27 protein-coding genes are annotated in these 26,005 nt (G+C 66.8%); 14 read left to right on the top strand and 13 right to left on the bottom strand.

Features of this window, described 5'->3' with window-relative positions:
- Complete coding sequence (locus ACQR2C_RS10405) at positions 1-1,974, bottom strand: pyrroloquinoline quinone-dependent dehydrogenase (RefSeq protein ID WP_316218156.1); 1,974 nt, start codon at positions 1,972-1,974, stop codon at positions 1-3.
- A gap of 279 nt (positions 1,975-2,253) precedes the next feature.
- Complete coding sequence (locus ACQR2C_RS10400) at positions 2,254-3,750, bottom strand: caspase family protein (RefSeq protein ID WP_316218125.1); 1,497 nt, start codon at positions 3,748-3,750, stop codon at positions 2,254-2,256.
- Positions 3,751-3,993: 243 nt separating this feature from the next.
- On the opposite strand from ACQR2C_RS10400, the gene ACQR2C_RS10395 reads away from it, so the two are divergent.
- From ACQR2C_RS10395 to ACQR2C_RS10385, 3 genes are all read left to right on the top strand, one after another.
- Positions 3,994-4,383 (top strand): hypothetical protein, encoded by a 390-nt coding sequence (locus ACQR2C_RS10395; protein ID WP_316182498.1) that lies wholly within the window; start codon positions 3,994-3,996, stop codon positions 4,381-4,383.
- Between the two features lie 210 nt (positions 4,384-4,593).
- Positions 4,594-5,640: an HD-GYP domain-containing protein gene (locus ACQR2C_RS10390; RefSeq protein WP_316182497.1), complete on the top strand. Its 1,047-nt coding sequence runs from the start codon at positions 4,594-4,596 to the stop codon at positions 5,638-5,640.
- A 139-nt stretch (positions 5,641-5,779) separates the two neighbouring features.
- On the top strand, positions 5,780-7,015 hold the full coding sequence (locus ACQR2C_RS10385; protein ID WP_434881052.1) for a GNAT family N-acetyltransferase: 1,236 nt from the start codon (positions 5,780-5,782) through the stop codon (positions 7,013-7,015).
- Here the strand turns inward: ACQR2C_RS10385 and ACQR2C_RS10380 are convergent.
- Together ACQR2C_RS10380 and ACQR2C_RS10375 are read right to left on the bottom strand one after the other, a co-directional pair.
- On the bottom strand, positions 6,993-7,658 hold the full coding sequence (locus ACQR2C_RS10380; protein WP_434881051.1) for a DsbA family oxidoreductase: 666 nt from the start codon (positions 7,656-7,658) through the stop codon (positions 6,993-6,995). The genes ACQR2C_RS10385 and ACQR2C_RS10380 overlap by 23 nt on opposite strands.
- Positions 7,659-7,724: 66 nt before the next feature.
- The gene (locus ACQR2C_RS10375) at positions 7,725-8,543 is read right to left on the bottom strand and encodes a helix-turn-helix domain-containing protein (RefSeq protein ID WP_315804268.1); all 819 of its coding nucleotides are present in this window, start codon (positions 8,541-8,543) and stop codon (positions 7,725-7,727) included.
- Between the two features lie 100 nt (positions 8,544-8,643).
- Between ACQR2C_RS10375 and ACQR2C_RS10370 the strand changes: the two genes are divergently transcribed.
- From ACQR2C_RS10370 to ACQR2C_RS10360, 3 genes are all read left to right on the top strand, one after another.
- On the top strand, positions 8,644-8,874 hold the full coding sequence (locus ACQR2C_RS10370) for a hypothetical protein (protein WP_316218128.1): 231 nt from the start codon (positions 8,644-8,646) through the stop codon (positions 8,872-8,874).
- A 27-nt stretch (positions 8,875-8,901) separates the two neighbouring features.
- The gene (locus tag ACQR2C_RS10365; protein ID WP_316218129.1) at positions 8,902-9,300 is read left to right on the top strand and encodes a hypothetical protein; all 399 of its coding nucleotides are present in this window, start codon (positions 8,902-8,904) and stop codon (positions 9,298-9,300) included.
- A gap of 118 nt (positions 9,301-9,418) precedes the next feature.
- Positions 9,419-10,036: a class I SAM-dependent methyltransferase gene (locus tag ACQR2C_RS10360; protein WP_316182487.1), complete on the top strand. Its 618-nt coding sequence runs from the start codon at positions 9,419-9,421 to the stop codon at positions 10,034-10,036.
- A 26-nt stretch (positions 10,037-10,062) separates the two neighbouring features.
- On the opposite strand, the gene ACQR2C_RS10355 is transcribed toward ACQR2C_RS10360, so the two are convergent.
- The 3 genes from ACQR2C_RS10355 to ACQR2C_RS10345 form a co-directional block, all read right to left on the bottom strand.
- A complete protein-coding gene (locus tag ACQR2C_RS10355; protein WP_434881050.1) occupies positions 10,063-10,728 on the bottom strand; it encodes an SET domain-containing protein in 666 nt (221 codons plus the stop codon).
- A 237-nt stretch (positions 10,729-10,965) separates the two neighbouring features.
- Complete coding sequence (locus tag ACQR2C_RS10350; protein WP_434881049.1) at positions 10,966-11,250, bottom strand: hypothetical protein; 285 nt, start codon at positions 11,248-11,250, stop codon at positions 10,966-10,968.
- A gap of 45 nt (positions 11,251-11,295) precedes the next feature.
- Positions 11,296-12,012 carry a TetR/AcrR family transcriptional regulator gene (locus ACQR2C_RS10345; protein WP_315804274.1) on the bottom strand — a complete coding sequence of 239 codons (717 nt, stop codon included), beginning with the start codon at positions 12,010-12,012 and terminating at the stop codon, positions 11,296-11,298.
- A gap of 121 nt (positions 12,013-12,133) precedes the next feature.
- Here ACQR2C_RS10345 and ACQR2C_RS10340 point away from each other — a divergent pair, with 121 nt between their 5' ends.
- The 4 genes from ACQR2C_RS10340 (at position 12,134) to ACQR2C_RS10325 (ending at position 15,252) form a co-directional block, all read left to right on the top strand.
- A complete protein-coding gene (locus ACQR2C_RS10340) occupies positions 12,134-13,558 on the top strand; it encodes a carotenoid oxygenase family protein (protein WP_434881048.1) in 1,425 nt (474 codons plus the stop codon).
- A 116-nt stretch (positions 13,559-13,674) separates the two neighbouring features.
- Positions 13,675-14,259, top strand: a complete 585-nt coding sequence (locus ACQR2C_RS10335; RefSeq protein ID WP_434881047.1) for a hypothetical protein — start codon at positions 13,675-13,677, stop codon at positions 14,257-14,259.
- A 25-nt stretch (positions 14,260-14,284) separates the two neighbouring features.
- Positions 14,285-14,836, top strand: coding sequence for a septation protein IspZ (locus ACQR2C_RS10330; RefSeq protein ID WP_315804277.1), 552 nt, complete (start codon positions 14,285-14,287; stop codon positions 14,834-14,836).
- Positions 14,837-14,955: 119 nt separating this feature from the next.
- Entirely contained in the window at positions 14,956-15,252 is a 297-nt protein-coding gene (locus ACQR2C_RS10325) for a hypothetical protein (RefSeq protein WP_315804278.1), read from the top strand.
- An 847-nt stretch (positions 15,253-16,099) separates the two neighbouring features.
- On the opposite strand, the gene ACQR2C_RS10320 is transcribed toward ACQR2C_RS10325, so the two are convergent.
- From ACQR2C_RS10320 to ACQR2C_RS10310, 3 genes are read right to left on the bottom strand one after another with little or no spacing between them, the layout of a single operon-like run.
- A complete protein-coding gene (locus ACQR2C_RS10320) occupies positions 16,100-16,768 on the bottom strand; it encodes a DUF429 domain-containing protein (RefSeq protein ID WP_434881046.1) in 669 nt (222 codons plus the stop codon).
- Between the two features lie 36 nt (positions 16,769-16,804).
- A complete protein-coding gene (locus tag ACQR2C_RS10315; protein ID WP_316218135.1) occupies positions 16,805-17,248 on the bottom strand; it encodes a MaoC family dehydratase in 444 nt (147 codons plus the stop codon).
- A 38-nt stretch (positions 17,249-17,286) separates the two neighbouring features.
- Positions 17,287-18,942: a fumarate hydratase gene (locus ACQR2C_RS10310; protein ID WP_434881045.1), complete on the bottom strand. Its 1,656-nt coding sequence runs from the start codon at positions 18,940-18,942 to the stop codon at positions 17,287-17,289.
- Between the two features lie 116 nt (positions 18,943-19,058).
- Here ACQR2C_RS10310 and ACQR2C_RS10305 point away from each other — a divergent pair, with 116 nt between their 5' ends.
- The 4 genes from ACQR2C_RS10305 to ACQR2C_RS10290 all read left to right on the top strand — a co-directional run bounded on the left by ACQR2C_RS10305 (position 19,059) and on the right by ACQR2C_RS10290 (position 21,172).
- Complete coding sequence (locus ACQR2C_RS10305; RefSeq protein ID WP_434881044.1) at positions 19,059-19,739, top strand: alpha/beta fold hydrolase; 681 nt, start codon at positions 19,059-19,061, stop codon at positions 19,737-19,739.
- A gap of 103 nt (positions 19,740-19,842) precedes the next feature.
- Positions 19,843-20,160: a Kazal-type serine protease inhibitor family protein gene (locus tag ACQR2C_RS10300; protein ID WP_315804281.1), complete on the top strand. Its 318-nt coding sequence runs from the start codon at positions 19,843-19,845 to the stop codon at positions 20,158-20,160.
- Between the two features lie 144 nt (positions 20,161-20,304).
- Complete coding sequence (locus tag ACQR2C_RS10295) at positions 20,305-20,784, top strand: hypothetical protein (protein WP_434881043.1); 480 nt, start codon at positions 20,305-20,307, stop codon at positions 20,782-20,784.
- Between the two features lie 163 nt (positions 20,785-20,947).
- The gene (locus ACQR2C_RS10290) at positions 20,948-21,172 is read left to right on the top strand and encodes a hypothetical protein (RefSeq protein ID WP_315804283.1); all 225 of its coding nucleotides are present in this window, start codon (positions 20,948-20,950) and stop codon (positions 21,170-21,172) included.
- A gap of 296 nt (positions 21,173-21,468) precedes the next feature.
- Here the strand turns inward: ACQR2C_RS10290 and ACQR2C_RS10285 are convergent, their stop codons facing one another.
- The 3 genes from ACQR2C_RS10285 to cckA all read right to left on the bottom strand — a co-directional run bounded on the left by ACQR2C_RS10285 (position 21,469) and on the right by cckA (position 25,981).
- Positions 21,469-22,173 carry a glutathione S-transferase gene (locus ACQR2C_RS10285; protein ID WP_434881042.1) on the bottom strand — a complete coding sequence of 235 codons (705 nt, stop codon included), beginning with the start codon at positions 22,171-22,173 and terminating at the stop codon, positions 21,469-21,471.
- Between the two features lie 107 nt (positions 22,174-22,280).
- Positions 22,281-23,246, bottom strand: a complete 966-nt coding sequence (locus ACQR2C_RS10280; protein ID WP_434881101.1) for a Tim44 domain-containing protein — start codon at positions 23,244-23,246, stop codon at positions 22,281-22,283.
- A gap of 167 nt (positions 23,247-23,413) precedes the next feature.
- Positions 23,414-25,981, bottom strand: a complete 2,568-nt coding sequence (gene cckA, locus ACQR2C_RS10275; protein WP_434881041.1) for a cell cycle histidine kinase CckA — start codon at positions 25,979-25,981, stop codon at positions 23,414-23,416.
- Positions 25,982-26,005 lie beyond the last annotated feature (24 nt).

Here is a 26,005-nt window from a genome sequence, read left to right as displayed (position 1 = left end):
CTAGGCCCGCCGCAGGCGCCATCGCCACAACGCCACGAACAGACCAACCAGCACAATGGCCGCGAGCAGCACACCGGCGGCAAACCGTCCGCCGGGGCGATCAATCGTCCGTGACCATAGCGAGGGCCCTTCGCCATCCCGCGCCAGCCGAAACGCCACGACGCTGTCGCCGAGCGACGTTCCCGCCTCCGAATGCCCCCCCGCTGCGATCACCACGAATTGCTCGCCCTTCCATTGATAGGTCATCGGATTGGCGACGCCCGGCGCGGGCAACCGGCCCTGCCAGAGCTCCTGACCTGAGACAGCGTCGAAGGCGCGCAGATAGGCGTCCATCGCGCCGGTGAAGACGAGGCCGCCGGCTGTGACCACGACGCCGTTGACGAGCGGCGTGCCCCACTTGAACGCCAGTCCGAGCGGAGCGCGATCCTCGGTGGTGCCGACGGTCGAGCGCCACAGGATCTTTCCGGCCTTGAGGTCGACCGCAACCATTTCGCCCCATGGCGGCCGGTTGCACAACAGGCCGAGCCTGGACACCGCGACCGCCCGTGTCACGGCGAACGGCGCTCCGCGCTGCAGTCCAAAATCAACACCGAGCGGCGCCTTCATCCGGTCGGCTTCTGCGCGCGGGATCAGCCTGACGATGTGGATGGCGCGGCTGACATTGGCGTAGAGGATCTGGTGGACGGGATCGAACGCCGCGCCGCCCCAGTTCACGCCGCCGCCGGTCATCGGAAACAGCAGCGTGCCCTGAGTCGTCGGTGGCGTGTAGAGACCCTCATTGCGCAACGGCGCGAGCTGATCATCGCAGGAGGAATCCAGGACGCGCGGCACGGCCCTGAAAATATCACCCGCCGCGAAGCGCTGATCGAGCAGCGGCGGCACATGGGTCGGGAACGGCTGCGTCGGCGACAGAACGTCACCCTCGACCGCGCCTTGCGGCACTGCGCGCTCCTCCACCGGCCAGACCGGCGCGCCGGTGTCGCGGTCGAGCACGAACACGAAGCCTTGCTTGGTCGGCTGCATCACGACGTCACGCGCCCCCTGCCCGGTCTCGATCCGCGCCAGCATCGGCTGCGCCGGCAGATCGTAGTCCCAGACGTCATGATGGGTGGTCTGAAACGACCAGGCCAGCGCGCCGCTTTCGATCCGCAAAGCGACCACGGAATCGGCGTGCCGGTTGTCACCCGGACGCGCACCACCGAAGAAATCCGGACTGGGCGAGGAGGTCGGAAGGAACACGAGGCCGCGCGCCTCGTCGACCGACATCGGCGCCCAGACGTTCGCATGTCCCGCCGCGATGCCGTCATGGATCAGCGGATCGAAGCTCCAGCGCAGCTCGCCGGTGCGGGCATCGAAGCCGCGGACCGTGCCTCTGGGCGCATCGACCCGCACGTTGTCGCCGATCGATGAGCCGACCACGACGACGTCCCTGCCCGCCACTGGCGCCGAGGTGATCTGGAACTCGCCCGGCCACAGCAGGTCCTTGCCGATGTCGATCCGCACTTCGCCGTCCGCTCCGAAGCCGGCGCAGGGCTGTCCCGTCCGGGCGTCGAGGGCGATCAGGCGCGCATCGACCGTACCCATGAACAGCCGGCTGCGGCATGCCGTGCCGGCGGGCGCCCGCTCGTCCACCCAATAGGCAACGCCGCGGCAGGCATAGCGATTGGCCGGGCGCCGTCCGCTACCGACCTTGGGATCAAAACGCCAGCGCTGAACGCCGGTGCCTGGGTCGAGCGCCACCACCTCGTTGAACGGCGTGCAGAACACCAGGCTGTCCTCGACCAGGATCGGCGTCGCCTCGAACTTGGTGCGCAAGGCTGCCGCGGGCGGCCGGCTCTGCAGATCCCCGGTGTGATAGTCCCAGGCGGGCACCAGCCGATCGACATTGGAAGGCGTGATCTGCGCCAGCGGCGAGAACCGCGTTCCACCGGCATCGCCGCCCCAGTGCTGCCAGCCAAAGGCCGGCACGAACATCAGCTGGCTCCAGACGAGGCCCGCGCAAACACCCGCTCGACGCAACGACATGACCCTTCCCTCCCTCAGACGGCATCCGAAGCGACGCACCGGCACGATGAAAGCAGCCTTCGCGGACGGATCGAGCGGGATGGGACGGACGGCGGCATCCGCGGGACGAGTGGTGAGGAGCGATGACGAATGGCGGAACCCAGAGGATGACCCGAACGAACGCCTCCCGCCCAACGTCAATGGCCGCCCCTGCGGGCGGCCACCTCGATGCACGGATGTCAGCAAGCTTCAGTAGCCGTAGCCGCGCCGTGCCGGATAGTTCTGAGGCACCCGTCCATAGCCGCCGCCATAGCCGCCGCCGATCCCGATGCTCACCGGCGGCGCCACGCGCACCGGCGGTCCATAATACACGCGCGGCGGAGGCGGCGGCGCATAGACGACGACATCGTCGCCAGGGTCGCGCCGGGGCGGGCGGCCGGCGCGCTTGGGCGGGTCCTCGTCGCGCTTCCTCGCCGGCTTCTCCTCGACCCGCTTCTCCAACTTCCGGGCCGGCGGAGGCGTCTGCGAGCATGGGCAGGTGGGGCCTGCCGCGGCCACGGCCGGCACGACCGGCGGGGCTGCCGAAGCGGCCGGGATCGCCGCATTGGCGGCCGCCACGACCGGCGTCACCACGGGCCGGTTGCGCAGGCGCTCGATCAGCTTGCGCGCGGTCGGGGTCAGGTCGCTGTTCGGATAGCGGTCGAGAAAGCCCTGATAGGACGCCACCGTATTGATCAGCACCGCCTCGTTCCAGGCGGCCATCCTGTTGTGGAGGTCGAGCCATTCCCGCGCCTGCGGGCCATAGGGCGGCGCGGTGTAGAGCGCCACGAACGCCTCATAGGCCTCGACGCTGCCGTCGCCGACGATGATTTCGTTGGCGGCCTCGATCGGCTTGCCTTCCAGGCTGCGCTTCCATTCGTCGACGCTGCGCTTGGCGACGGCCGGCCGCGGGCCCGCATTGGCAGCGCCCGCATCCGTCGCCCCGACGAAGCGAAAATCCTCCGTCAGGGACGACGAATCCCATGGCGTCTGACGGCCCTCAGTGACCTTGTTCACCGCGACGCGCACGCGCTTGAATGCCTGCTCGATCGGGAGGCCCGGCTCCCGCGCCGCCTGCAGCAGTGCCGTGGTGTAGGGGCTGTTGGCGCCGGTGCCATCCTCGGCTTCCGCGCCGGGCGAGGTCGAGTAGGACAGGAAGGTGCCCGGCGCTCCGGTCTTGGTGTCGACCAGCGCAAGGCCGCGGCCCGCGTTCTGGCTGATGGCGGGAAACGGATTGTTGCGGCAGGCGTCGAGCAGCAGGATGCGCATCCGGCTCGGTACCGAATTGAGCGTGTTCAGGAGATCGTTGAGACGCACGGCCTGCAGCGGAATGTCGGCTTCACGCCGCGGATCGACGTCGACGGGTACGAGATAGTTCTCGCCATCGATCTGCAAGCCGTGGCCGGCATAGAACACCAGCGCCACCGTGTCGGGTCCCTTGGCCGCGATCTTGGCAGCAAAGTCGCCCACCTCCCTGTTGAGGTCCCGCTGCGACAGATCGGCGGCGGTCGTCACGTCGAACCCCGCTTCACCCAGCATCTTCGCCATTGCCTTGGCGTCGTTGGCGGGGTTCGGCAGCGGCGTCACCGAACGATAGGCCGACTGCCCGATCACCAGCGCCAGCCTGCTGCCTTCGGCCAATGCGGGAGCAAGGCCGGCAAACAGGCCGCCGGCGAGCAATGCAGCCCTGAGAGCGTGCCGAAACATGGGATCTCCAATCTGCTCATGGCGTGCCTGTTGGTCGGGCCGGTTCGCGGCCGGGTTCATCCCGACGGGCACAATCCGGTGAGCACGATGCCGCACGGCAGGCGCCGTTCGCGCGCGCATGACGGCCTCCGGCCGCGACCGGACATCGTTGCTTCACGGGATCCCCGCAGCAATGCCGCGATCACCCGCTAGCGTCCGCGCCGAAACGGGGGGCGAGGCGACATGCGGCGGATTGCGTCACACGTGGGGCTGCTCTCGGCCCTGCTTCTGACCGGCTGCGCCGCCGACAGCAATGCGCGCCTGCCGGCCTTCATGCGAGCCAAGGCGCCCGAGCCGCCACCGCCCGAAGCCGCGCCGGACGTCGCGCTTCTCGTGCGCAAGAATCTCGACATGATCTTCGTCGCAACGACGCTGCCGCGCGATCTCGAGGCCACATCCGCCCGACATTCCGATGGCGGCGATACATGGACCGCCTGCGTGCGGGCTCAGATCACATCCGCCAGTGGAACCGCGCTTCGGCGCCAGACCTATCGGCTCATGATCAGGCACAACGAGATCATCGACCGGCGGCGCGCGGCGGCCAGCAACGACTGTGTTTCTGAAGATTACAAAGCCGTCCTGCCGACGAAGTAATTCCCTCCGAAGACGAGCTGGATCCGCCAACTCGACTGGAACTCGCCCTGTCGGCGGGCGTGCAGGAACGGACTACCGCACCGCTCGCAGATTGTTAGTTCTTAGCTAACGCAAATCCGCAACCGCACAGCGAACGAATGGCTCAAATTTAACGATTCCTGCGGAACATCGGGGCCCACAAACGCGGAATGACCCTGGACCTGGTTTTCCATGAACGTTCACCTCGTCGGCGATGACACGGCCAAGCTCGCTATGCTTCGCGGCATGCTGGCCGAACGCTGCTCGCTCACATCTGAACTGATCGGTGATGCCGACTTCAAAGGCGGCGACATCGACGCGATTGTCGTGGCCGCCGATCTGCGCCACGTCGACAACATCACCGCATTGAAGGAAATCTCCGACCGGCTCTCGCGTATTCCGCGGCGGATCTTCCTGACCAACAACAAATCCCGTCTGTCGACGGTCCAGGCCTATGCGCTCGGTGCGACCAGCGTGCTGTCGAGCACGCCGAGCCGCAATCAGTTGCTCGGAAAGCTGCTCGATGCGCGCCCCGGTTCTGCAGCCAAGAGCATCGCGACCGACGACCGCCAGGCTGCATTTGCGGGCGCGTCCTGCATCGCCTCGATGTTCGCAGCCGTGCTGGGCGGTACTGCGATCGACGTCGAGGAGACCCGGCGGGCGGGCAAGCGGATCGCCGACTGTATAGCGGAAAACGGTCTGTCCGACTGGCTCGCCACCGTTCGCCGCCATCACGAAGGCACCTATCAGCACTGCCTGCTGGTGACCGGCATCACCGTGGATTTCGGCTTGAGCCTCGGCGTCCACAGCTCCGATCTGGAGCGTCTCTACATGGCCGCGATGTTCCACGACATCGGCAAGGCCAAGATCCCGCTCACCATTCTCGACAAGCCGGGCCGGCTCGACGTCAAGGAACGCACGCTGGTGGAAACCCATCCCGTGGCTGGTTACGATGCACTGAAGGACAACGCAGCGATCACCGACGAAGTGCTGAAGGCGGTACGCAACCATCACGAATTTCTCGACGGCAGCGGCTATCCCGACGGGCTGATGGCCGACAACATCCCGGACCTGACGCGCATCCTCACCATCTCCGACATCTTCTCGGCGCTGATCGAATATCGCAGCTACAAGCCGGTGATGACGCGCGAGAAGGCCTATGAGATCCTCCAGGGGATGGAGGGCAAGCTCGAGAAGCCGCTGATCGGCGCCTTCCGCGAGGTCGCGCTGATCCGCTGACCGCATCCAGCGACATGCTGAACCGACCGTTAACGCATCGATTCGAATTGTTGGCCGGCGGCAAGCGTCTCTTGTCAGCTTTGCGCTAGTGTCGCCCACGCGGTGCGGGTTGTCCGCCTCGCGAGGGGATTATCGGGACGTGGCCGAGATCATCGATCGCGCGATGGCGACTGCTTCATCGACGTCAGGGAACCAGCAGGCCGGTCCGCTCGCGCGCGAGCGCGCCGCCGACCTGGTGCCGTTGGAGACCGTTTCACCGCAGGCATGGCAGGATCTGGCGGAGCGTGCGCGCGAGCCGAACGGCTATTACCTGCCCGGCTGGGAACGCGCGGTGAACGCCACGGCGCGCGGCCGCACCGGAACATCGGCGCTGTGCGCATGGGATGACGATCAGCCCTCGCGTCTCATCGGCCTGATGCCCACGACCTCTTTATGGCATGCCTGCAGGCTTCCCCTGCCTGCGCTCGCCAGCGGCCATCCCTACGGCACGCTGTGCACGCCGCTGCTCGACGCCGGGCGCGCGGAGCGGGCTGCGGCGCAACTGCTCGATGCCGCGCGACGAACGGGCGCTCGGGCCCTGCTGCTGCGCGACATGTCGCTGGCAGGCTCCGTGATGCAGGCGTTCGAGGCGGCGCTTCGTCGCGGGGATCTGCGCCCGCGTGTGCTGCAATCCTATGAAAGAGCCTTTCTCGATGCGACCGGCGTCGGCGACCAGGTGCTGCATGACGCGCTTGGCGCCAAGAAGCTGAAGGAGCTGCGCCGCCTGCGTCATCGGCTGGCCGAGCATGGCGAGGTTCGCTTCGAGGTCGCGCGTTCTCCCGGAGACGTTTCGACTGCGCTGGAAACGTTTCTGGTGCTGGAGGCGAGCGGCTGGAAGGGACATCGCGGTACTGCGCTGATCCAGCACGACGGCGACGCGGCGTTCATCCGACGCGCCGCACCGGCGCTGGCGCGGCACGAGGCCTGCGAGATCATCAGCCTCATGGCGGGCGACACCACCGTTGCGGCGGGCGTCGTCTTGCGGCATCAGGATCGCGCCTTCTTCTTCAAGCTCGGCGTCGACGAGCGCTTCGCGAAATACTCGCCCGGTGTCCAGCTGACACTTGACCTGACGCGGCACCTTTGCGCGGATCCGAAGATCAACGCCGCCGACTCCACCGCCGGTCCCGACCATCCCATGATCAACCCGATCTGGCGCGAACGCCTCGCCATCGGCGACGTGATGATCCCGCTTTATGCGCGCGATCCGGTCGTCGAGCTTATTCACGGCGCGTTGACTGCGCGACGCGAAGGCCTGGCCATCGCGCGCCGAGCGGTGCACGGGATCCGCGCCCTCCGAAAGCGCCGGCCGACTACTCAGCCGCCTCGGCGTTGACCTCCGCCGACACCTGCCGGATGGCGCGCGCCAGCATCTGTGGATCCTGCGCGCCGGAGACGGCGTATTTCTGCGCGAAGACGTAGGTCGGCACTCCGGAGATGCCCTTCTCTGCGGCCTCCTGCGCCTGGGCCGAGACCAGCGCCACATCCTCGTCCGTCGCCAGCATCTTGCGGACCACCTCGGCATCGAGCCCGCAATCCGCTGCGGCCTGTACCAGCACCTCGACGTCGGTCAGATCACCGCCGTCGCGGAAATACAACTCCATCAGCCGCTGCTTCATCTCCGGCGCCCTGCCGATCTCGCCGGCCCAGCGGATCAGGCGATGACAATCGATCGTGTTGGGCTGACGGGCGACACGATCGGGATGATAGCTCAGCCCCTCCTGCTCCGCGGCCGCGACCACGCGGCCTGCGATTCCCTTGTAGGCTTCGACCGATCCGAACTTGGTCGTGAGGTACTGCTCGCGGCTGATGCCCTCGCGCAGCACCCAGGGATTGAGGAAGAACGGCCGGAAGTTCACCTCGACCGGCACGTCAGGCACGAGCTTCAGCGCCTCCTCGATGCGCTTCTTGCCGATGTAGCACCAGGGACAGACGACATCGGAGACGACATCGATGATCAGCGGCTTCAAGGTGCTCATGCGCGTGCCTCCAAGTTCCCATGGCTGTGCCCAACATAAGCCCACGCGCGGCCAACACAAGCGGGGTCACGGCGAGGTAACCATCTCCTTCAGCCTGAGCGCAGTGAGCTCATCGGCGGGAAAGAAGGTCTCCAACGCCAGCTCCGACAGCGTGATGTCGACCGGCGTGCCGAACACCATCGTCGTCGAGAAGAAGCTCAGCACGTCATCGCCGACCCGAAGCCGCAATGGGATCGCGACGCTGTCGGCCGCGAGCGGCGCCGATCGCGCGGGGAATGGATAGGACTTCAGCTCCTCATAGAGCTTCAGCAGATCCGCATCCGCGGTGGCCTCGCATTGCCGGTGCAATCGCTCCAGCAGATGGCCGGCCCATTCGGCGAGGTTCACCGTCCGCGCCGCGAGCCCCTCCGGATGCAGCGCCACCCGCAGCACGTTGAGCGGCGGCGCAAGCAGCCGCTCGGAGACCCCTGTCAGCAGCGGCGCGATCATGCGGTTCGCCGCGACCAGGTTCCAGTGCCGGTCGATCGCCAGCGCAGGGTTGGGCTCGTGCGCCTTGAGCACGAGGTTCATCGCCTCGCGCGCGGGCTTGAGCGCCGGATCATCCAGCGGGCGCTGCTGGAAGGCGGGCGCGTAGCCGGCCGCCACCAGCAAAACGTTGCGTTCGCGCAATGGCACGTCCAGTCGCTCCGCCAGTTTGAGGACCATGTCGCGCGACGGCGCGGAGCGGCCGGTTTCCACGAAGCTCAGATGTCGTGCCGAGATCTCGGCATCGAGTGCGAGATCGAGCTGGGACAGATGCCGGCGCTGCCGCCATTGCCGCAAGTGCTCGCCGACATGAGCGGGTCTGGCGCGGTCGGCGCGCGCCGAAGCAAGCTGTGCATTCATGATCCGAGACCTATCACGCTGACGTCAGCGCCTCCATGATCTGCCAGGTAATCGAAATGCCTCCCGGCGCAGGTCATCGTCCTCACCACAGGAGATGACGATGAGCAGGCAGCGCGATCCCGAGACCCTTTCCTTCCCCTTCACCGCCGCCAGCCAATGGCTGGCGGGTCTCGCGACATCGCTGCTGGCGCGCTCGCTCAACATGCCGGAGTCGCTGCTGCACGTCACGGGCAGCCTCGTCTTCGCACAGGTGTACGCGATCGAGACGAGAGCCGCGCGCTCGCTGCGCCCGGCGCGGCTACGGCGTCAGCTCCTGGCCTGGTTCCGTTGAACCGCCCCCAACTGAAGGAGACCCGACATGATCACCTCGTCCGCTCTGCTCCGCCGCGCCCTGCTCGCCGATGCCGCCTTCAGCGGCGTTGCCGGACTCGCGCTCACCTTCGGCGCTTCGCCGCTGGCGACGCTGCTGCAACTGCCTGACGCGCTGCTGCTCGAGACCGGGCTGTTCCTGATCGTCTACGCGGGCTTCGTCGGCTGGCTGGGCTGGCGGCAGATGGCTCCAAGGCCGCTGATCCTTCTGGTCATCGCCGGCAATGCGGCGTGGACGGTCGGCAGCATCGCGTTGCTGTTCTCGGGCGTCGTCACACCGAACGTGCTCGGCGAGATATTCGTCGCGGTGCAGGCGGTGGGCACCGGCGTCTTCGCCGAATTGCAGTATATGGGCTTGCGCCGGAGCACCGTCGCGGTCACGGCCTGACCGGTGGTGAGCGCCGGGCTTCATGATCGAGCGGCCCGGCGCTCGCGACCGAACCGAGATTGACATGCGCGGCGAATGCATCTTCTGCATAATCTGAGATCGACAGGGGATCGCAGCGATGCAGCCGCAGGTGATCGGAACGGAAGGCTACGCCACCGAGGCCGACAGTCTCTTCGTGCGCTACGAGAGCATTCCGTCGGAACAGGTCCATTCCGCCGTGCTTCACCTGCTGCCCGCCGCGCCAGCGCGCGTGCTCGACATCGGTGCGGGCACGGGCCGCGACGCCGCCTGGTTTGCGAGCCTTGGACATCAGGTGGTGGCCGTCGAGCCGACCGAGGCACTACGCGTCGGCGCCATGCAACTGCATCCCTCCCCCGCCATCACCTGGATCGACGACAGCCTTCCCGATCTGGCCGCACTGGCCGCTCGTGACGAGCAGTTCGACCTGGTGATGCTGACCGCCGTTCTGATGCATCTCGACGAGGCGCAGCGGCGACGCGCGCTGCCCAACATCGCGGCACGGGTCGCCCCCGGCGGACTGCTGATCATGACGCTGCGGCATGGGCCGGTGCCGCCGGGCAGGCGGATGTTCGAGGTCGCGGCCGAAACGATCATCGAGCCGGCGCGCCAGCTCGGGCTGACGCTCCGGCTCAACCGCCTCGGCGAGTCGCTCGGCGCAGAGAACCGGGCGGCCGGAATCACCTGGACGACGCTGGCCTTCGGCAAGCCGTCCTGAGAGATCCCGGAAACGGGCCCGCCAGATCAGGCCGCCTTGGCGCGGCTGGTCAGCGTCTTTGCGGGAGTGGATTTGGTCTTGCCGCGACTGCCGGCAGCCGCCCGCCGGGACTTGGCTTTGCCGCGAGCCGCCGCGCCCGATTGGGCTTTTGCCTTGGACCGCTGCTTGGCCTTGTCCTTGACCAGCTTCTCGGCCTTTTTGTTCGCCTTCTTCTCGGCCTTGCGCGCGTCCTTCGCCTTCACCCGCGCCCGCTCGGCGCGCGCCTCGGCCTTCTTCTTCGCCCGCTTCTTCTCGCAAGCATCGCATTTGCAGCCGATCGGCTTCAGATAGGCTTTGAAGTAGTCCGTGCCGTAGTCGTAGTTGATCTCCTCGCCGGGCTCGATGTTCTTGATGGCCCGGATGAAGATCTTCTTCTTGCGCGGCTTGACGTCGGACTCGGCGTTCGGCTTGCAGGAATGATTGATGTAGCGGGCGACGTTCTCGCGGATCGAACCGTCGATGGTCCAGCGCTTGTCGAGCTCGAACAGATATTTGTTCTCGATCGCATCCTCCTCCGCCTTCTTCGAATCCAGGAGCGGTCCGAAATAGCGGATGATCTTGGTGCCCTTCTTGATCGGCTGGGTGGCAAACAGGCCGAGCCCCGTCTTGGAGCGGCCGATGCGATAGGGTTTGGATTGCGGGATGACAGGCATGAGTGATGAGAAGACTTGGACCTCGCGAGGCCGCCGTTCTAGGATAAATTCGCGACGCTGTCAGGTGTTTCCCGCCGCCGTTTCGCGCCGTCCCCAGCTTGCAGCGTCCTGCGCAGGACGAGTTCCGGTCATCAGGGGCCCTGCCGCTCGAAATCCTTCGGCATCGCGACGTGGCGCGAATCAGCGCCGCGCTTATGCTCTAGGCTGCGTCCGTCGGCCGGGCGGCCGCAGCGAACGTCACTTCGCGGTCTTGCGCACGGCGGATGTGCGCCTGCTCGCTGGCTTCGATGCGCTTTTCCCGGTCTTCGATTTCGCCACCCGCTTGCGGCCGCTGGTCTTGGTCGTTGCCGCCTTCTTGGCCAAGACGCGCATGTTGTCGACCAGATTGGGATAGCGCCGTCCGGCGCGCCGGGCGCGGGCCTTGGCCGTCGCCTTCTCGGCCGGAGTGAGATGGGTGGAGGCCTTGCCGGCGCGCTTGCGCGGATTGGCCTTGCTCCAGGGAGCGCGTGGGGTTCGTGCCATGCATTGCCAACGCATGATCCCCCACCCGGTTTCCGGTGCGTCGAACTACGCGCCCGGCGGCAGCTTCGGCACCGTGGCCCTGAGCATCGCCTCCAGCAGCTTTTCGGCCGTGGTGCCCGGCGGCGAGCGGCGCAGGATGTCGGCAAGGCGGCCGTCGAGCAGCAGCATCGTGTAGCCGTGCACCAGCGACCAGGCGCGGGCGATCGCCGCCGACTGATCGAGCGACAATTCCTCGTCGCCGACCGGGCCTTCGCTGCGCGCGGCGACCGAGCCCGCGAGTCCGGCAAACGAGGCTTCCGCGGCCTCGTGCAGCGCGGGGCGGGAATAATCCAGACGCTCCGTCCGGAACATCAGTCCATACATGCCGGGATTGGCCTGCGCATAGGCGACATAGGCGCGGGCCCGCGCCATCGCCCGCTCGATCGGCGTGCCCGGCTGCTCGCCGGCCGCTTTCATCGCTGCATTGAACCGCGTGAATCCGATTGCCGCGAGCTCGCTCACCAGCCCGGTGAGATCGCCGAAATGATGCGTCGGCGCCGCATGCGACACGCCGGCCTCGCGCGCCACCGCGCGCAAGGTCAGTCCGGCCAGCCCGTCGCGCTCCAGCACGCGCTCGGCCGCTTCGAGCAGCGCATCGCGCAGCGCGCCGTGATGATAGGGGGCGGCCGGCTCGCCCGCGCTCACCGCGCGCCGCGATCGCGTCCGGGCCGCCGCCGTCGTCGTCCGGTGCCTGCTCAGTCTTGCCTGTTCGATCTTCGTCATGCTTCTCCTTATACAAGCAATTTTGACAGCGTAAAGATTAGCCTTGACCTCGGGCTTCTCGGCCGGTAGCTTTATCTTTACATCGTAAAGATAAAGCTGGCATCGAGGGGAAGGACACGCCATGAATGGACCGTCGAAAGAAACAGTCCAGCGCCGCACTCCGCGCGACAACATCGCGCCGATCCCGTTCGAGGCCGACGCGCCGTTCCTCGCCATCACCGGCGAGCTGCCGCGCGAGCTGAACGGCACGCTCTATCGCAACGGCCCCAACCCGCAATTCTCTTCGCCAGGCTCGCACTGGTTCGTCGGCGACGGCATGCTGCACGCGTTCCATCTGGAGAACGGCCGCGCGTCTTATCGCAACCGCTGGATCCGCACCCCGAAATTCGAGGCCGAGCGCAAGGCCGGCCGCGCCCTGTTCGGCGGCTTCGGCCGCAGGCTGCCGGATGCGCCGGCCGACGTCACCGATGGCGGCGTCGCCAACACCAACGTCATCGCCCATGCCGGCCGCCTGCTCGCGCTCGAGGAGGCGCATCTGCCGACCGAGATCGAGCCGGGCACGCTCGCCACGCGCGGCTATCATGATTTCGGCGGCCGCCTCCGCGGCGCCTTCACCGCGCATCCGAAGACCGATCCGGTCACCGGCGAATTGCTGTTCTTCGGCTACAACGCCGCCGGACCGCTGACGCCGGCGCTGTCCTACGGCACGGTCGATGCGGCCGGCAGGCTGACGCGCCTCGATCGTTTCGAGGCGCCCTATGCCAGCATGGTGCACGACTTCATCGTCACGGCCAACCACGTGCTGTTTCCAATCCTGCCGCTCACCGGCAGCATCGAGCGCGCAATGTCCGGCAGGCCGCCTTATGCCTGGGAGCCCGACAAGGGCGCCTATGTCGGTGTGATGAAGCGCAGCGGCGACATCAAGGACATCGTCTGGTTTCGCGGTGACGCCTGCTACGTCTTCCACATCATGAACGCCTGGGAGGACGGCAACCGCATCGTCGCCGACGTGATGCAGTTCGAGGAAGCGCCGCTGTTTCCGCATCCCGACGGGCGCCCGACCGATCCGGCCAAGTCGGTCGCGCGGCTGTGCCGCTGGAGCTTCGACCTCGCAGGGAACACCGACCGTTTCACGCAGAGCTATCTCGACGACCTCACCGGTGAATTCCCCCGCATCGACGACCGCCGCGCCGGGCTCACGAGCCGTCACGGCTGGTATGCCTGCGCCAATCCGGACGGGCCGCTGTTCGGCGCACTGTCCGGGCTCGCCCATGTCGACGGCGCCGGCACGCGCCAGGCGACCCATCTGCTGCCCGCCGGCGACACCCTGTCCGAGCCGGTATTCGTGCCGCGCAGCCGCGATGCCGCCGAGGGCGACGGCTGGCTGCTGACCGTGGTCTGGCGAGCCGGCTCCAACACCAGCGACCTCGCCGTGTTCAACGCCACCGACATCGGCGGCGGTCCGGTGGCCCTGGTGCATCTCGGCCATCGCGTGCCCGATGGATTCCACGGCAATTGGGTCGAGGCTGACGATCCAAGACATTGAAAAACATGAACTAAACTTACGTCCTCACAATATTTTGACACTGTCAAGATTAACTTGACCCGGCTCCGCCGGGATCGTATTGATCTTGGCATTGTAAAGATTGACCGGGCGGCTCCATGACGATCTTCCTCATCCTAGCGCCCTACGGCGTCTACGCGGCGCTGATGATGGTGGTCTCGGCCACGCTCAGCCTGGCCGTGGCCACCGCGATGTGCCTGGCCGTTGTCGCGCTTGACGTCGTCAAGGGCCGTTCGATCAAGATCCTCGGCCTGGGTTCGGCGATCGTGTTCGCAGGCGTAGCCGCCTACCTCAGCTTGATCGACCCGACGCTGAGCGCATCGGCGGTGCGTCTTGCGGTCGACTGCGGCATTTTCGCGCTGTCGCTGGGCTCGATGCTGCTGCGCATGCCGTTCACGCTGCAATATGCGCTCGAGGCCGTGCCTCCGGAAACCGCGGCGATTCCGGGCTTCCTGCGCGCCAATTACGTCATCACCGGCGCCTGGACTGTTTCCGCGCTGCTGATGATCGTCGGCAATCTGATGACGCTCTACGTGCCCGGCCTGCCCTATTGGACCGGCCTCGCCATCGCCTTTGCCGCCCGCAACAGTGCACTTTATTTCACGCGCTGGTATCCTGACTACCGCCGAACAAAGGACGTGGCAGCGCAGACTGCCGCCGCAATGTCCGGCCAAGATTCGTGACCGGGGTCTGCTGCAGGAGACGTGCGTGAAAGTCGTGTTTGCCAAGCTGATTGCCGACTTCCTGTCGGCCGCAGTGTTCTTCCTCCTTTACATCGCGACCGACGACGTGGTGCTGGCGACCGCCGTCGCGGTGGCCGTCGCCGTGGTGCAGGTGGTCTGGGCGCGCATCAAGGGCGTGCATCTCAGCTTCATGGCCTATGCCAGCGTCGGCCTCGTCATCGTGCTCGGCGGCGTGACGCTCCTGACCAACGATCCCCGCTTCATGTTCGCCAAGCCCGCGATCGGCCATTTCGCCATCGGCCTGATCATGCTGAAGCGCGGCTGGATGCTGCGCTACGTGCCGCCGATCGTGTCGGAGACCATCCCGGAATACGTCACCATCGCCGGCTATGCCTGGGCGGCGCTGATGTTCGCGCTCGGCCTCGGCACCATCGCGGTCGCCATGACCGGCGACATCAAGCTGTGGGTGCTCTACATCACCGTGGTCGCGGGCGGCGCCAAGGTCGCGGCCTTCGCGCTGCAGTTCATCGCCTTCCGCTTCGTGGTCGCCAACCGCCTCAGGGCGGCGCGGGCCTGACCGCTGCATCCGATCGCCGCAATGGGCTTACGCGCAAAGATGCGCTATAGGGGCGGCCGAACGCATCCTCGAGGCCGCCGCCTCGAGGTCCGCAAAGCGCAACGCCAGGAGAACGATCGATGGCTGTGGACGGCAACTGGAATCTGACCTTGAACACGCCGATGGGCGAGCGCAGCGCGACCCTGAGCGTGAAGAGCTCGGGCGCGACGCTGACCGGCACCCAGGCCGCCGAGGGCGATTCCGCCGAGATCTTCGACGGCACCGTCAACGGCGACGACGTCGCCTGGAAGGTCTCCATCACCAGCCCGATGCCGCTGACGCTCGACTTCAAGGGCAAGGTCGCCGGCGACACCATCTCCGGCGAGATGGGCATCGGCTTCATGGGCAGCTTCCCGTTCACCGGCGCGCGCGGCTGAATCCGTAAGGTGGGCAAAGGCGCGCCCACGCCGCCACTCGATGGCGATGTGCTCTCCCGCGCCGTGCCCACCATTCGCTCCGCAATGCTCCGACTGACGGTGGGCACGCGACCGCCTTGCGGGCGGCCGCTTTGCCCACCCTACCGCCGCGCCGCTCGGGCTTGTTCCGCTTCACATCTCAAACAGCATGGACAAGCGCGCGCGCACTCGCGGCGAACATCGCCCGAGGGATACATCGGCATGTCCCTCTCCAAATGCAGAGGGCGCAGGGAAGGCCAGGCGTCGGCTGACGCCTGCGGCCCGCCTGCGAAAGAAATGCAGGCGGCAGGTACCACAGGTGCAGCCGAGAACACCCGGCCTTCCCTGCGCGATGGTCTTCACGCTTATACGCGATCTCCCCGGTGTCCGGCTTGTTAGCCACCGTCGCCCGAAGGATCATCATCCTCCGGACTTGGCGCCAGCTTCGGGGCGCCAGGACCACGCGACTTCGCGTCCGCATATCGCCGTTCGTCGGCACACCCCGAGGGCATGCTGCGGCAATCCGCGGCCATCGCCTCCCCGCCTCGCGTGTCGTGACGATCGCGCGCAACGCCCCTCCGCAGTGAGGCGGGATGGCGAGAGAGAACCACGATTTCCGAAATTTGGCAAGTGATTTATTTTTTTCGGAAATAGGAGCCACCATCTCGCCTCCCCGGCCGGGCATCACGCAACACTCTCTCTTTTGTCATCGAGCCCGGACTCCATCGTGCGGCAATGCGCGCGGCAAAATGGATTCCGGGCTCGCGCTGCGCGCGCCGCCCGGAATGACGGCTGAGTTTGTCGCGGCCGTCGTGCCCATATGCCGCGTTCAAAACCAGATCTGCATCGGCACGCCATGCGCGTCGCGCGGCGGCTCGCCCTCAGGGACGCTGCCGACACAGTCGCAAGCGGCGAGTGCGACGGCACAGGCGTCGAGCACGTCGTCTTTCTTGGCGCCGGTGCCGCGACGCGCGATGCCGATCCAGTCATCGATCTCGGCAAAGCCCGCGGCGATCAGCAAGGCGCGCCGCAGCGCGGCGCCCTGCTCCGTCTTCTTCGACGGCAGCGGCGCGCCGTGGAGGCGCAGGAACACGAGCTCCGGATGCACCTCGCGGATGTCGAGCTCGCGATGCGCGCGCACGAAGGCATCGACCTCCATGATCTTGCGGCCGAGATGCCAGAGCTGGCGCGAGGCGCGCGGCTGGCGGCGGCGCGAGGCCTCGATATTCGCCTCATCGGGATCCGTGTACTCCTCCCACAGCCAGCGCCGCGCGCCAGTGAAGACGCGGGAGCGATGCGGCGTCAGCTTGTCGCGGGCGAGCTGGTCGCAGTCGCGATTGCCGTCGTCGGTCATGCCAATCGGCATATCGATGGCGGCACGGGCGAAGGGGGCTGCAAGCGCGGTCGAGATATCAGCCGGGAAGCTGATCGCGTGATCATCGCCATCGATCGACACCACGACCCAGCCGTTACGGAAGCCATCGAGTCCGAGGAACATTGCTCCGACGCAGCGGACGCTGTCGCCCCGCGCCGGTCAGGCCGGACGCCGCGGCACGATGGCGATCGGGTTGAAGGTGTAGACCGCCTCGCCGTGTTGATTGAAGGCCGTCCATCTGATGCGCGCAACGCCTTGCGGCTTGCTCTGCGAGGGCACGAGGTCGACCACCTCGCCCTCGAGATGCAGTGTGTCGCCCGGCCGCACCGGCTTCATCCAGCGCAGCTCGTCGACTCCGGCGCCGAGCAGTGGATGCGGTCCGAACGGACGCGTTTCCGCCGCGAGCCGCATCGCGATCGCGGCGGTGTGCCATCCGGAGGCTGCAAGGCCCTGGAAGATCGTCTTCTCCGCAGCCTCCTCGTCGAGGTGAAACGGCTGCGGATCGAACTCGGCAGCGAAACGCTTGATGTCCTCGCGCGACACCGTCGTCTCGCCGCTCTTGAATCGCATCCCGATCCGAAGATCATCGAACCACTCAATCATACGGCCCTCGCATCGATAGGACGTATGTCAATGAGAGCTCAGCCGAGGTTCAGCTCCTTGAAAAAGTCGTTGCCCTTGTCGTCGATGATGATGAAGGCCGGGAAGTCCACCACTTCGATGCGCCAGATCGCTTCCATGCCGAGCTCGGGATATTCGACGACCTCGACCTTCTTGATGCAGTGCTCGGCGAGGTTCGCCGCGGCGCCGCCGATCGAGCCGAGATAGAAGCCGCCGTGCTTCTTGCAGGCTTCGCGCACCGCCGGCGCGCGGTTGCCCTTGGCGACCATGACCATCGAGCCGCCGGCCGCCTGGAACTGGTCGACGAAGGAATCCATGCGGCCCGCGGTGGTCGGGCCGAACGCGCCGGAGGCGTAGCCGTCCGGGGTCTTGGCGGGACCGGCGTAGTAGACCGGATGGTTCTTGAAGTAGTCCGGCAGCGGCTCGCCGCGGTCGAGGCGCTCGCGCAGCTTGGCGTGCGCGGCGTCGCGGGCGACGATCATGGTGCCGGTCAGCGACAGCCGGGTCTTGATCGGGTTCTTCGACAGAGTGGCGAGGATGTCCTTCATCGGCTGATTGAGATCGATCTTCACGACCTCGCCGCCAAGCGCCTGCTCGACCTCCGGCAGGTACTGCGCCGGATGATGCTCGAGCTCCTCGAGATAGACGCCGTCCTTGCTGATCTTGCCGAGCACCTGGCGGTCGGCCGAGCAGGACACGCCGAGACCGATCGGCAAGCTCGCGCCGTGGCGCGGCATGCGGATGACGCGGACGTCATGGCAGAAATACTTGCCGCCGAACTGCGCGCCGACGCCGAGCGACTGCGTCATCTTGTGGATTTCCTGCTCCATCTCGAGATCGCGGAAGGCGTTGCCGTCCGGGGAGCCCTGGGTCGGCAGCGCGTCGAGATAACGCGCAGACGCCAGCTTGACCGTCTTCATGCACAGCTCGGCCGAGGTGCCGCCGATGACGATGGCCAAGTGATAAGGCGGGCACGCCGCGGTACCGAGCGTCAGGATTTTCTCCTTCAGGAACGCCAGCAGCCGATCCTTGGTCAGCACCGAGGGCGTGGCCTGAAACAGGAAGCTCTTGTTGGCCGAGCCGCCGCCCTTGGCCATGAACATGAACTTGTAGGCGTCCTCGCCTTCCGCGTAGATCTCGGTCTGCGCCGGCATGTTGTTGGCGGTGTTCTTCTCCTCATACATCGTGAGCGGCGCGACCTGCGAGTAGCGCAGGTTGCGGCGCAGATAGGCGTCGCGTGCGCCTTGGCTGAGCGCCGCCTCGTCGTCACCGTCGGTGATGACGTTGCAGCCCTTCTTGCCCATGATGATCGCGGTGCCGGTATCCTGGCACATCGGCAGCACGCCGCCGGCGGAGATGTTGGCGTTCTTCAGGAAGTCGAGCGCGACGAACTTGTCATTCGGGCTCGCCTCCGGATCCTCCAGGATGCTGCGCAGCTGCTTCAGATGGCCGGGGCGCAGGAAGTGGTTGATCTCGCCGAACGCGGCCTCCGACAAGGTCCGCAGCGCCTCCCGCGACACCACCAGCATGTCGCGGCCCAAGACCTTCTCGACCCGCACGCCGTCGGTGGTGATCTTCTTGTAGGGCGTGGTGTCCGGCCCCAGCGGAAACAGCGGCGTGTGCTTGTAGGGCGGGACGGGCTTGGACTGGTCGGGGAAGGCGGTCGGCGCGTTCATGGCGAGCTCGTGGGGTTCTAAAGATGGCCGCTGAAAGCGGTCTTGACAGGTCTGATACGCTACCGGTCGGAAGCCTTGCAAGACATGTCTCCGTACAGCAGCCGAGGAGTAAGATCATGGCGACTTTTGTCCTGATTCCAGGAGGTTGGCACGGCGGCTGGATGTACGCCGCGCTCTCGGCCAGGCTCCGCCAGGCCGGTCATGACGCCTATGCCTTGACCCTGAGCGGATTGGAGGAAACGCCCGCCCGCACCCATGCCGTCAATCTCGAGACCCACGTCACCGACGTCGTCGAGCTGCTGACGACCGAAGATCTGTCCGAGGTCATCCTGTGCGCGCACAGCTATGGCGGCATGGTCGCGACCGGCGTCGCCGACCGCGTGCCGGAACGGCTCGTCGCACTGATCTATCTCGATGCCTTCGCACCCGAGAACGGTCAGTCATGGTGGGATCTCGCCGGTGACGCGTATCGCCGGTTCGTGATCGAACGCGCCGGGCATGACGGGCTGACGGCGCTGCCGCGCGAAGGCTCCGATCCGCGCCGCCGGCCACATCCGCTCGGGACCTTCATCCAGGCCCTGAACCTCCGCAGTCCGGCGCCGCCTACTCTGCACCGCACCTTCGTCTACGCCAGCGGATGGAGCGCGACGCCGTTCACCGCGCAATATGAGCGGCTGCGCAACGATCCCGCGTGGCGCGTGCAGGCATTTGCCTGCGGGCACGATGTCGTGCAGCACGCCCCCGACGAGACGTTCGACCTGCTGATCGAGACGGCCCGCGAGGTCGCCGCAACATGATGCCGCGACCAGCGCAGTGTCGCACCACGAGATCGATTGCGATCGGTTGCCGAATTATGTAACCTTAGATTGTTGACATATTCATTTTCTTCCTGGAGGCGTCATGACACGAGGTCTCGTTTCCATCATCGCATTCGTCCTTGCCCTGATCACCCTGCTCCCGAGCTCCGCTGGTGCCGTCGGTCCCGGCCGCGCGTGCGGCGGCTTCGCCGGCATTCGCTGCAATGCCGGTCTCTATTGCGAATTCCCAGCCGGCCAGTGCGGCCGGTTCGACATGATGGGCGTCTGCCGCCGAAAGCCGACGCTCTGCCCACGCATCTACATGCCGGTCTGCGGCTGCAACTTCCAGACCTACGGCAACGACTGCGAGCGCCGCGCAGCCGGCGTCTCGCTCGCACATCCGGGCCGCTGCTGGTTCTGAGCAAGCGATCGCGCCGCTGCCGCCGGCATGTGACCGCCGTCCCGTCAACACGCGGCCACACCCGCTGATGATCTTGTGCGGCTGCGGCGCATCGCGCTTGCATGCCCCCCTCGCGCAGGCTTCAATGGCGCGGGGGTATTTGGAATGCAGTCATCGCTTTGCTCATTTGGCCGCTTGGCCGGATTTGTTTTTCTCGTTGCGTTGAGCAGCGCGCTGCTGCCGCAGGCGGCACGGGCCGATCGTTGCGATGACGTTGCCAAGGAACTGAAGAACGGCATCGACGGCATCAAGATCGGCCAGACCGCGGCCGGCACGGTCTATCTCGCCCATCCCAAGGCACACGAGATCACGCTCGGCTGCTCATCGAAGAATGTCAGCAACCAACTGTTCGGTAAATCAGAACGCAAGCCGACGCCGGCCTTCATCGAGCTGATGGCGAGCGCGGCGGCGATCGTGTTCACCTTGCCGAAGGACGACATGCAGCGCGGCGTCACACGCTGTTACCGCCGGCTCGGAATCTTCCGCGGCGACGACGTCGCCAGCCGCTACCGCCGGCTCGACATGCGTTGCGCCCGAACCAAGACCGAGTCCTCGATCACGATCAGCCGCAGCAAGGACCAATAGGCCGGGGGTGACGCTAGAGCCTTGCGGTTTCTGCGCCGGCGGCAGCGACCCGTTCACTATTCGCCGCGCCACCGACAGTTGCAGACAATTCGAACGATCTGCTTGACGAAGTTTTCGTCAGGGATGGCCACGCTTGTCGCAACACCAAGCGAGGAGCTGGACCATGTCCGTTTCGAGCGTTTCGTCGTCATCGCCGCCGCCCTCACCGCCGCCGGTCTCGACCGAGACGACCAAGCCGCAGACCCAAGACACCCAGGCGCGGAACCAGACGCAGCAGAGCCAGGCCGTGAATCCCGCCAAGACCGGCGACGAGGCGGCCGCGGAGAAGCAGGCCTCGCGTCCGCCGCTGCCGCCCGGCCAGGGCACCCGCGTCGACATTCTCGCCTGACGATCCCACACCCTCAGGCCAACTTCGTATAGCGGCGGCGCCCCAGGCGCCCGCCGCTATACGTGTGAGCGGGGCCCTGGCGGCGCGGCGATCCACGTGGTTTTGGAGCACGCGCGCGGCTCGCTCGGGTGAGGCGTTACAGGTCTACCGACACCCACTTCCCGTGCGGCCGCCCCTCACCCCAACCCTCTCCCCGTGAAGAACGGGGAGAGGGAGCGCAGCGCCGACGAGGCGCCAGCGAGGCTCTCAGAGGAGCACGCGAAGCTCGCTTCAGCATGACTGCACGCCCTCAGCCCTCAGGCATCCAGCGCCTTGTAGTGGCGGAAGATGCCGTCTTCGTTGAAGGGGATGCGGCGGTCGCTGGCCAGATAGGCCGAAATGTTCGGCCTGGCGGCGACGCGGCCGTGCAGCGCGACGAGGCCTGGAATGTTGCGCTCGAATGCCGTCATGCGATGGGGAAAGGCGTAGCGCAGGCCGGCGACGATCTGGAACAGCGACAGGTCGACATAGGTGAGCCGACGCCCGGTGATGTAGGCGCCACCGCTTTTCGATAGGAGCTGCTCGAAATAGCCGAGGAATTTCGGCACCCGCTCGCTCCAGAACTCGGCGGTGCGCTTTTTGGCCGGCGCGCGCTGGTCCTCGTAGTACAGCGTCGGCCCGAGCGGATGATGGGTGTCATGGATCTCGACGACGAAGTCGGTCACGGTGAGCTGCAGCTGATGCACCCAAAGCTGGCCGGCTTCGGTCTTCGGGGCGAGGCCATGGCGGCTGCCGAGAAACAGCAGGATGTTGGCGGTCTGGCCGATGACGCGGCGGCCCGCTCTCAGGAACGGCGGCGCGAAGGGCGGCGTGTCGCTGTCCGCCGCCATCATCGCCGTCATCGTACCGATGCCGTCCTCGCGCGCGACATCGCGATAGGCGGCGCCCGCCTCCTCCAGCGCGAGACGCACATATTCGCCGCGGCCCTGGATCATGGGCCAGTAGTAGAGCTCGTAACGCATGGGCCATCCTCATTGCCTGTTCATCGCGGCACGCCACTATAACCACGCGCAAAGCAAAAGCGCCGCGGATTGCTCCGCGGCGCCCGATGATCGTTCGACCTATGGCGTCAGCCGACCTGCTGGATCGCCGACAGCTGCCAGTCGGCGCCGGGGTGACGCAGGAAGGTCCAGATCTCCGTGACCTCCTGCGGCTGGTCGGAGCCGTCGACAACGCGGCCCGAGGCGCGCTCGATGGTCTTGTCGGCCAGGGTGAAGCGCATCGCGACCGTGGCGTAGTCGGCGCCATTCTCGCGCCAGGCTTCGGCGAGGTCGCCCTGCAGCAGCTTCACGGCGCTGACCTTGTTGACCACGCCGCGGGCCTGGTTCTGCTCGAGATCGCGCTCGAAATACGAGGCCATCTCGGGCGTCGAGAGCAGGCGCAGGCGGCCGACATCCTCGTTCGACCAGGCGGACTGGATCTCGCCGAGCAGCCGCTCGAACGCCTCATAGTCGGCCGGCTGGATCTGCAGCGGCGGCACAGTGTTGCCGCCGCCCAGGCCGCCGAAGCCGCCGAGACCACCGAAGCCGGAGCGGAAGCTCTGCTGGCCGTCGGCCGGCGCCGGGCCGGCGGCATAGGCCGGCTGGTTGCGGCGCTGCCACCAGGCCATCGCCATGCGCACCAGGAACACCACCAGCAGGACCTGGAGGATCAGGCCGATGATCGAGGCAAAGCCGCCGAGGCCGGAGAACAGGCCGCCGCCGAACAGCATGCCGAACAGGCCGGCGCCGAGAAAGCCGGCGGCGAGGCCGCCAAGCAGGCCACCGGCGCGGCCGCCGAACAGGCCGCCACGCGCGGGCGCAGCCGTGTTGAAGCCGCCGGGCTGGCCCGGCTGGGTGATCGTCCTATTGAACTGCGACGCCGATCCCGGCGCGGTCGTGGTCGAAGGCGGCGCGGAGAAGGTGCGCGTGCCGCGGGAGCCCGAGCTGGAGCCGCCGCCGATCCGGGCGTCGGCCGCCGAGACGGCGAGCACCGTCGGCAGCGCCAGTGAAAGGGCCACGGCCATCGCCTTGAGGAGGCCGCTTTTGCGCTGCATGAAGCTCATCTGTGTTTCCCATGACTCCCCGGAATGGGGATGCCCGTAAGATGGGCACAACCCGCGAAAAAGGAAGGCGGCACGAGGCCGCGCGGCTGCGGCGCTGGGTCGCGGGATGAACGCGCCTGGCCGGCTGGTCAAGGAATCCGCCAAGGAACTCCGGTAACCTATTGTGGCGCCATGGTTTCCTTGACAGCCGCCACGAGCTGGCTGAGCGTGAAGGGCTTCGGCAGGAACGCAAACTGCTGGTTCTCCGGCAGGCTCTTCTCGAACGCATCCTCGGCATAGCCCGAGACGAAGATGATCTTGATCTCCGGATTGCGCTCGCGCATCGCCTTGAGCAGCGTCGGCCCGTCCATCTCCGGCATCACGACATCGGACACCACGAGATCGAGCACGCCGTCGCACTCCTCCAGCGCCTCCATCGCCTCGACGCCGTTGGACGCCTCGATGACGCTGTAGCCCCGCGAGCGCAGGCCGCGCGCGTTCAGCGCCCGCAGGCCCTCCTCGTCCTCCACCAGCAGGATCGTCCCCTGCCCGGTCAGGTCGGCGCGCGGCTTCGGCGCATCGGCGGCAGCCGGCTCCTTGGCGGCGCCGTTGACGGCCTGCGGCTCGACCTGGACCTCCGGCACGACGATGTGGCGCGGCAGGAAGATCTGGAACGAGGTCCCCTTGCCGACCTCGCTGTCGACATAGATGAAGCCGCCGGTCTGCTTGATGATGCCGTAGACGGTCGACAGCCCGAGACCGGTGCCCTTGCCGACCTCCTTGGTCGAGAAGAACGGCTCGAAGATCTTCTCGCGGATCTCTGCCGGAATGCCGGTGCCGGTATCGCTGATCTCGATGCGGACGTAGTCGGCCACCGGCATGCCCTTGTAGGCGGCCTGCGCGACCTCGTCGGACGAGACGTTGGCGGTGCGCACCGAGAGCTTGCCGCCATCGGGCATCGCGTCGCGGGCGTTGACCGCGAGGTTCACGACCACCTGCTCGAACTGCGAGACGTCGACCTTGACCGGCCAGAGGTCGCGGCCGTGAACCAGGTCGAGCTTGACCTTCTCGCCGATCAGCCGGCGCAGCAGCATCGTCAGGTCGGACAGTGCATCGCCGAGATCGAGCACCTGCGGCCGCAATGTCTGCCGGCGCGAGAAGGCGAGCAGCTGCCGCACCAAGGTCGCGGCGCGGGTCGCGTTCTGCTTGATCTGCATGATGTCCTGGAACGACGGGTCGGTCGGCTTGTGCGCGTTCAGCAGGAAATCATTGGCCATCATGATGGCCGAGAGCACGTTGTTGAAGTCGTGGGCGATGCCGCCGGCGAGCTGGCCGACCATCTCCATCTTCTGCGACTGGTTGATCTGGTTCTCGAGCGCGCGGCGCTCGGTGGTCTCCAGCATGTAGACGATCGCAGCTTCCGTCTCGCGCTCGTCCTCGTCGACCGCGGTGACGAAGAACTGGCCGAAGCGCTCCTTCGGCCCGTCCAGCATCACCTCGACCGGCGGAATGTCCGCCTGCCCCTCGGCCGCCTGGTTGATCGCGGCGATCAGCAGATGCCGGTCGCGCTGGCTGACGGCGCGGAAGATCGACTTCGCCGCCGCCGCATCGCCGCTGACGCTCTGCGCGAGCTTGGCGAAGCGGGCGTTGGCGCGCACCACGGCGCCGCCGCGGTCGACGGTCGCGATCGCCATCGGCGTATGGTCGAAGAAGCGCATGAAGCGCACCTCGGCGGCGCGCTCCGGATCGGAGCGCTCGTCGCGGGCGCGGCTGATGACGAGCGTGCGCGAGGCGCCTGGCTTGCCGTCGGCGCCGAAGGCGAGCTTATGGTAGAGCCGCGCCGGCATGGTCTTGCCACCGCGCATCTTCAGGTCGATGTCGAACACCTCGGTGCGGACCTCGCCGGGCACCGCGACGATCGAGCTGAGCAGCGAGGCACCGTCGCCCGAGACGACGTCGGCGAGCTTCAGCCCGCCCGAGCCGATCTCGGCGAGATCATAGTCGAGCCAGTTGGCGAGCGTGGCATTGACGTAGACGAGGCTGCCTTCCGGATTGACCGAGAAGAAGCCGCACGGCGCATGGTCGAGATATTCGATCGCGTGCTGCAGCTCCTGGAACACGTCCTCCTGGCGCTCGCGATCCCTGGTGATGTCGGCGATCGACCACACCGCGTAGCGGGCATGGCGCTTGGTCTGGCCGAGCGGGCGCACGCGCATCCGCAGCCAGCGCCCCTGCGCGCCTTCGGCCGCGGTGATGCGGACCTCCTCCTGCTGCCGCTTGCCCTCGCGCGCCGCCTTGAGCAGGCGGAACACCGCTTCGGACACATCGGGATTGCCGATGAAGACGCGCTCGACGGGACGCGCCTCCTGCGCGGTCGCTGCTCCCGTCATGTTGAGATAGGCGGCGTTGGCGTAGACGACATGGCCGCGCGGATCGGTCACCGCGAGGCCATCGAAGGCGTGATCGGCGATCGCGCCCAACACCGGATCGTCGGTCGACTTGTCGGCGAAGCGGACGATGCCGGCGGCGAACGCGAACAGATTGAACAGGCCGACGGTGGCGAGCAGCGACAGCAGGCCGAGAATGTAGGGCTGCGCCTGGGCGCGGCCGATCGTCATCAGCGCGATCGCGACCGCGACGAGGCCGAACGCCACCAGCAGGATCAGCAGAATGCTGCCGCTGCGGCGCGGCCGCTCCGGCAGGCCCGCCTGATCCTGTAACCCATCATTGTCGGAATCGGCGCTCATGGCTCGGGGACGCGACCTGTCGGC

The organism is Bradyrhizobium sp. HKCCYLRH3061, assembly GCF_051168015.1.
Classification (GTDB): Bacteria; Pseudomonadota; Alphaproteobacteria; order Rhizobiales; family Xanthobacteraceae; genus Bradyrhizobium.
Note: the sequence above shows the minus strand (reverse complement) of the source record. Positions and strands in the feature narration are given on the sequence as shown.

Bases quoted from the DNA above. Each gene is read 5' to 3' on its own strand.
- ACQR2C_RS10405 (WP_316218156.1), bottom strand. From the start codon at position 1,974: ATGTTCGTGCCGGCCTTTGGCTGGCAGCACTGGGGCGGCGATGCCGGT.
- ACQR2C_RS10400 (WP_316218125.1), bottom strand. From the start codon at position 3,750: ATGTTTCGGCACGCTCTCAGGGCTGCATTGCTCGCCGGCGGCCTGTTT.
- ACQR2C_RS10390 (WP_316182497.1), top strand. From the start codon at position 4,594: ATGAACGTTCACCTCGTCGGCGATGACACGGCCAAGCTCGCTATGCTT.
- ACQR2C_RS10380 (WP_434881051.1), bottom strand. From the start codon at position 7,658: ATGAGCACCTTGAAGCCGCTGATCATCGATGTCGTCTCCGATGTCGTC.
- ACQR2C_RS10375 (WP_315804268.1), bottom strand. From the start codon at position 8,543: ATGAATGCACAGCTTGCTTCGGCGCGCGCCGACCGCGCCAGACCCGCT.
- ACQR2C_RS10370 (WP_316218128.1), top strand. From the start codon at position 8,644: ATGAGCAGGCAGCGCGATCCCGAGACCCTTTCCTTCCCCTTCACCGCC.
- ACQR2C_RS10365 (WP_316218129.1), top strand. From the start codon at position 8,902: ATGATCACCTCGTCCGCTCTGCTCCGCCGCGCCCTGCTCGCCGATGCC.
- ACQR2C_RS10360 (WP_316182487.1), top strand. From the start codon at position 9,419: ATGCAGCCGCAGGTGATCGGAACGGAAGGCTACGCCACCGAGGCCGAC.
- ACQR2C_RS10355 (WP_434881050.1), bottom strand. From the start codon at position 10,728: ATGCCTGTCATCCCGCAATCCAAACCCTATCGCATCGGCCGCTCCAAG.
- ACQR2C_RS10350 (WP_434881049.1), bottom strand. From the start codon at position 11,250: ATGGCACGAACCCCACGCGCTCCCTGGAGCAAGGCCAATCCGCGCAAG.
- ACQR2C_RS10345 (WP_315804274.1), bottom strand. From the start codon at position 12,012: ATGACGAAGATCGAACAGGCAAGACTGAGCAGGCACCGGACGACGACG.
- ACQR2C_RS10340 (WP_434881048.1), top strand. From the start codon at position 12,134: ATGAATGGACCGTCGAAAGAAACAGTCCAGCGCCGCACTCCGCGCGAC.
- ACQR2C_RS10335 (WP_434881047.1), top strand. From the start codon at position 13,675: ATGACGATCTTCCTCATCCTAGCGCCCTACGGCGTCTACGCGGCGCTG.
- ACQR2C_RS10325 (WP_315804278.1), top strand. From the start codon at position 14,956: ATGGCTGTGGACGGCAACTGGAATCTGACCTTGAACACGCCGATGGGC.
- ACQR2C_RS10320 (WP_434881046.1), bottom strand. From the start codon at position 16,768: ATGTTCCTCGGACTCGATGGCTTCCGTAACGGCTGGGTCGTGGTGTCG.
- ACQR2C_RS10315 (WP_316218135.1), bottom strand. From the start codon at position 17,248: ATGATTGAGTGGTTCGATGATCTTCGGATCGGGATGCGATTCAAGAGC.
- ACQR2C_RS10310 (WP_434881045.1), bottom strand. From the start codon at position 18,942: ATGAACGCGCCGACCGCCTTCCCCGACCAGTCCAAGCCCGTCCCGCCC.
- ACQR2C_RS10305 (WP_434881044.1), top strand. From the start codon at position 19,059: ATGGCGACTTTTGTCCTGATTCCAGGAGGTTGGCACGGCGGCTGGATG.
- ACQR2C_RS10300 (WP_315804281.1), top strand. From the start codon at position 19,843: ATGACACGAGGTCTCGTTTCCATCATCGCATTCGTCCTTGCCCTGATC.
- ACQR2C_RS10295 (WP_434881043.1), top strand. From the start codon at position 20,305: ATGCAGTCATCGCTTTGCTCATTTGGCCGCTTGGCCGGATTTGTTTTT.
- ACQR2C_RS10290 (WP_315804283.1), top strand. From the start codon at position 20,948: ATGTCCGTTTCGAGCGTTTCGTCGTCATCGCCGCCGCCCTCACCGCCG.
- ACQR2C_RS10285 (WP_434881042.1), bottom strand. From the start codon at position 22,173: ATGCGTTACGAGCTCTACTACTGGCCCATGATCCAGGGCCGCGGCGAA.
- ACQR2C_RS10280 (WP_434881101.1), bottom strand. From the start codon at position 23,246: ATGCAGCGCAAAAGCGGCCTCCTCAAGGCGATGGCCGTGGCCCTTTCA.
- cckA (WP_434881041.1), bottom strand. From the start codon at position 25,981: ATGAGCGCCGATTCCGACAATGATGGGTTACAGGATCAGGCGGGCCTG.